Consider the following 3,939-nt stretch of genomic DNA (forward strand, 5'->3'; position numbering starts at 1 on the left):
CGACGCTCTTGGTCAATCAAGTGTTTGTCTTGCGCTTCTTCGATTTCACGTTCTGCACGAAGTTTGGCACGTTCTGCACGGCTAATATCGATATCACGAGCACGCTCAGCTGAGTCTGCAATAATGGTAATGACATCATTAGCAATCTCGATGATTCCTCCGTTTACTGCTATCCAGTTGACATGAGAATCATCATCAATACGTTTGACTTTAACTTCATCAACTGCTAATACCGCAATCATATTTTGATGTCGTGGCAAGATCCCCATCTCACCATCCAGAGTTCGAACCGATACAAAGCTGGCATGGTGATCATAGACGAGGCCATCTGGTGTCACGATCTGGACAGTTAACTGAGCCATAGATCACCTCTTAAAATCCCATTTTTTCAGCCTTAGCGATAACATCTTCGATTGAACCTACTCCACGGAAGGCATCTTCTGGGAGATGATCGTGTTTTCCGTCGAGAATTTCCTTAAATCCACGAACTGTTTCGGCTACTGGAACATAAGAACCTGGTTGACCAGTAAATTGTTCCGCAACGTTGAAGTTTTGTGAAAGGAAGAACTGAATACGACGGGCACGAGCAACCAAAGTCTTTTCTTCATCAGAAAGTTCATCCATACCAAGGATGGCAATGATATCTTGCAACTCATGGTAACGTTGAAGAACACGTTTGACCTCAGCCGCAACTGCGTAGTGTTCTTCTCCAACGATTTCAGGTGCCAAGGCACGTGAACTTGAAGCAAGTGGGTCAACGGCTGGGTAGATACCCAATTGAACCAATTTACGTTCCAAGTTGGTAGTTGAATCCAAGTGAGCGAAGGCTGTTGCTGGCGCTGGGTCAGTATAGTCATCCGCTGGCACGTAGATAGCCTGGATAGAGGTTACAGAACCTTTCTTAGTTGAAGTGATACGTTCTTGCAATTGACCCATTTCTGTTGCGAGGGTTGGTTGGTAACCAACGGCTGATGGCATACGACCCAAAAGGGCAGATACTTCTGAACCAGCTTGTGTGAAACGGAAGATGTTGTCAATGAAGAGAAGAACGTCTTGGCCTTCTACATCACGGAAGTATTCAGCGATTGTCAAACCAGTAAGGGCAACACGCATACGTGCTCCTGGTGGCTCATTCATCTGACCAAATACCATGGCTGTTTTCTCGATAACGCCTGACTCTTTCATTTCCCAGTAGAGGTCGTTTCCTTCACGAGTACGTTCTCCAACACCAGTAAATACTGAGATACCACCGTGTTCTTGGGCAATGTTATGAATCAATTCTTGGATCAAGACAGTCTTACCAACTCCGGCACCACCGAAGAGTCCGACTTTACCACCTTTAAGATAAGGGGCAAGAAGGTCGATAACCTTAATCCCTGTCTCGAGGATTTCTGAAGAGGTAGACAACTCATCAAAAGTAGGTGCTTTTTTATGAATTGGCTGGCGCTCTGCGTCTTCTCCAAAAGGAGCTTCCAAGTCAATGGTATCTCCCAAAACATTGAAGACACGTCCCAAGGTTTCTTTACCTACTGGTACAGAGATTGGACGACCTGTGTCCAACACTTCCATTCCACGAGTTAAACCATCTGTTGATTCCATGGCGATGGTACGAATCATACCATCTCCCAACTCTAAGGCTACTTCAAGGACGATTTTTGTTTTCTTTTCGTCATTTTTGTAGACGACAAGTGCATTGTTAATCTCAGGTAGTTTTTCACCTGCTGCAAACAAAACGTCTACAACGGGTCCGATAACCTGAGCAATTTTACCTGAACTCATCTCCTTCTCCTATTCTATATAAGATACTGTCGGTTCCTAGTTTTGCTAGGTCCTAAGTTCATTGATATGAGCAGGATGGCTTTATTCTAAAGCGCTAGCTCCTGCCACGATTTCTGTGATTTCTTGTGTAATCGCCGCCTGTCTGGCACGGTTATACTGGATTGTCAAATCATTAATCACTTTTTTTGCATTATCAGTCGCTGTTTGCATGGCTGTCATACCGGCAGCATTTTCAGCTGTCTTGGCATCAATAATAGCACCATAAATCATACTTTCTGCAAACTGTGGTAGCAATTGATCCAAGATTTCTTCACGACTTGTTTCAAGGTCAAAGGTCAAGCTATAGTTATCATCTGCTTCATTTGGATCCAAGTCCACGATTGGAAGCATCTGCTCTACACGCATTTGACTTGTCAATGTATTCACGTGGTGGTTGTAGCAAACATAGAGCTCATCAAAAAGTTCATTTTGATACATTTCAATCGTTTTTGTGATAATCTTACGAACTTCATCAAAACTTGGTTGGCTTGCAAGTCCACGCAATTCATAGATAGGTTGAATACCACGTGATTTGAAGAAATCGGCTCCCATACCACCAATACAGATGACTTCAAAATCATCACCTGAAGGATGGTATTCTTGCTGAATTTCCATGACAGCTTTTAAGATTGAAGAATTATATCCTCCAACAAGACCACGGTCAGATGTAATGACGATATAGCCTGTTTTTTTGACGGGGCGACTGATCAACATAGGGTTAGTTGATCCGCCTGCACCATCTCCGTGGAGGATGTCTGTAAGGAGTTTACGAACTTTTTGAGCATAAATCTGGAAGTTGCGTGCAGCTTCTTCAGAACGACCTAACTTAGCTGCAGAAACCATCTGCATGGCGTTAGTAATTTGACTAGTATTTTTCGTTGAGGCGATTTTTGTTTTAATATCATTTAGAGATACTGCCATCTGACACCTCTATTCTTATTGGAAGCTTGATTGATTGAGAAACTCAGTAATCGCAGCATCCAAGACTGCTTCATCTGGCAAGTCTTTTGTTTCACGAATGGTTTCCAAAATCTCAGGATGTTGAGCATCAAAGAACATATGGAACTCTTCTTCGAAACGAACGATATCGTCTACAGGAATTGTATCCAAGAAACCATGGGTCAAAGCATAGAGAATAGTAACTTGTTTCTCAACAGGTAATGGTTTATGAACAGGTTGTTTCAATACTTCTACAGTACGACGACCACGGTTCAATTTAGCCTGTGTAGCTGCATCCAAGTCTGAACCAAATTTAGTGAAGGCTTCCAACTCTCGGTATGAAGCAAGATCGATACGAAGAGTACCAGCAACCTTCTTCATAGCTTTAATCTGAGCTGAACCACCAACACGAGATACAGAAGAACCCGCATCAATAGCCGGACGAATACCCGCATTAAAGAGACTATCGCTTAGGAAGATTTGTCCATCCGTAATAGAGATTACATTTGTAGCGATATAAGCTGAGATATCTCCAGCTTGGGTCTCGATAAATGGAAGAGCCGTGATAGATCCACCACCAAGCTCATCTGAAACTTTAGCAGAACGCTCAAGTAGACGACTGTGAAGGTAGAAAACATCCCCTGGGAAGGCTTCACGTCCTGGCGGACGACGAAGAAGAAGGGAAAGTTCACGATAAGCTACCGCTTGTTTAGATAAGTCATCATAAACGATCAAGACATGCTTACCTTGGTACATGAACTCTTCTGCCATAGCAACCCCTGCATAAGGTGCAAGGAAGAGCAATGGTGAAGGTTGTGAAGCTGAGGCTGTCACAACGATTGTGTAATCCAAGGCTCCGTACTGACGAAGTGTTTCTACTTGTGTACGAACTGTTGATTCTTTTTGTCCAATCGCTACATAGATACAAATCATATCTTGACCTTTTTGGTTCAAGATAGCGTCAATAGCGATAGTTGTCTTCCCTGTTTGACGGTCACCAATGATCAACTCACGTTGGCCACGACCGATTGGAACAAGGGCGTCAATAGCTTTCAAACCTGTTTGCAATGGTTCTGAGACAGACTTACGTTGCATAACACCAGGAGCTGGTGCTTCAACTGGACGAGTCTTGTCTGTATTGATTGGACCCAAACCATCCACTGGACGACCTAGCGGATCGAC

4 protein-coding genes are annotated in these 3,939 nt (G+C 43.5%); all 4 read right to left on the reverse strand.

The genetic code is table 11. The features are described 5' to 3' along the window. Positions 1–362 (reverse strand): F0F1 ATP synthase subunit epsilon (locus SINDD18_RS04125; protein WP_061863240.1); only part of this gene is annotated, 362 nt, incomplete at its 3' end. Between the two features lie 10 nt (positions 363–372). Further along, positions 373–1,779 carry a F0F1 ATP synthase subunit beta gene (atpD, locus tag SINDD18_RS04130; protein ID WP_000094353.1) on the reverse strand — a complete coding sequence of 469 codons (1,407 nt, stop codon included), beginning with the start codon at positions 1,777–1,779 and terminating at the stop codon, positions 373–375. An 81-nt stretch (positions 1,780–1,860) separates the two neighbouring features. Further along, the gene (locus tag SINDD18_RS04135) at positions 1,861–2,739 is read right to left on the reverse strand and encodes a F0F1 ATP synthase subunit gamma (protein ID WP_061863186.1); all 879 of its coding nucleotides are present in this window, start codon (positions 2,737–2,739) and stop codon (positions 1,861–1,863) included. Positions 2,740–2,754: 15 nt separating this feature from the next. Beyond that, positions 2,755–3,939: F0F1 ATP synthase subunit alpha (gene atpA, locus SINDD18_RS04140; RefSeq protein ID WP_061863187.1), on the reverse strand; the 1,185-nt coding region annotated here is incomplete at its 5' end.

Source organism: Streptococcus infantis, from assembly GCF_001579645.1.
Classification (GTDB): Bacteria; Bacillota; Bacilli; order Lactobacillales; family Streptococcaceae; genus Streptococcus; species Streptococcus infantis_E.

Coding starts and splice junctions, on each gene's coding strand:
- atpD (WP_000094353.1), bottom strand. CDS start 1,779: ATGAGTTCAGGTAAAATTGCTCAGGTTATCGGACCCGTTGTAGACGTT.
- SINDD18_RS04135 (WP_061863186.1), bottom strand. CDS start 2,739: ATGGCAGTATCTCTAAATGATATTAAAACAAAAATCGCCTCAACGAAA.